This window comes from Streptomyces sp. P17, from assembly GCF_032436805.1.
Taxonomy (GTDB): Bacteria; Actinomycetota; Actinomycetes; order Streptomycetales; family Streptomycetaceae; genus Streptomyces.
Genome location: NZ_JAVRBF010000348.1, coordinates 1 through 437, shown reverse-complemented (window position 1 = coordinate 437; position 437 = coordinate 1). Strand labels below are relative to the sequence as shown.

At 46.2% G+C, this 437-nt stretch carries 2 protein-coding genes; both read left to right on the top strand.

The genetic code is table 11. The annotated features are described in order from the left end of the window. On the top strand, window positions 1-247 hold a 247-nt coding region (locus tag RMT89_RS41220; protein ID WP_315888880.1), incomplete at its 5' end, for a hypothetical protein. Beyond that, on the top strand, window positions 244-437 hold a 194-nt coding region (locus RMT89_RS41215; protein WP_315888879.1), incomplete at its 3' end, for a hypothetical protein. The genes RMT89_RS41220 and RMT89_RS41215, both read left to right, overlap by 4 nt.

The following is a 437-nucleotide window of genomic DNA, read 5'->3' as shown; positions in this document are numbered from 1 at the left end:
AGTTTGCGAAGCTTACAAGAGGTTAGGGTTGAACAACCCGCCACGCCAAGAATACTCAATCGCATGGAACGAACGAAAAACCGTTGGTGTCATCGTCAAAGAAGACGAAGAACATCGGGGTTTAACTTACGAACTGCGTAAGGGCGCGCTCAATTCATTGGGTGTCGTTACCGGCGATTTTGTTGAAGCATGGGCGGAAATGACCGCAGATGACAATTGTACACTCCAGAAAGGTGTAATGCTATGAAAATCACCAAAGTATCAGAATTTACGGATTTCGTCGGGCGGCTCATTCGCATATCGATGGAATTCGAAACACCAACGTCAAACTTCACCGTCAAGCTTGACCCGGAAGTTGTTAACGCTATCAAACCTTACGTTGGCAACGGCCTGTCAATCACGCTTTTTGACGGAGAAAAGAAATTCGAATATCAGGG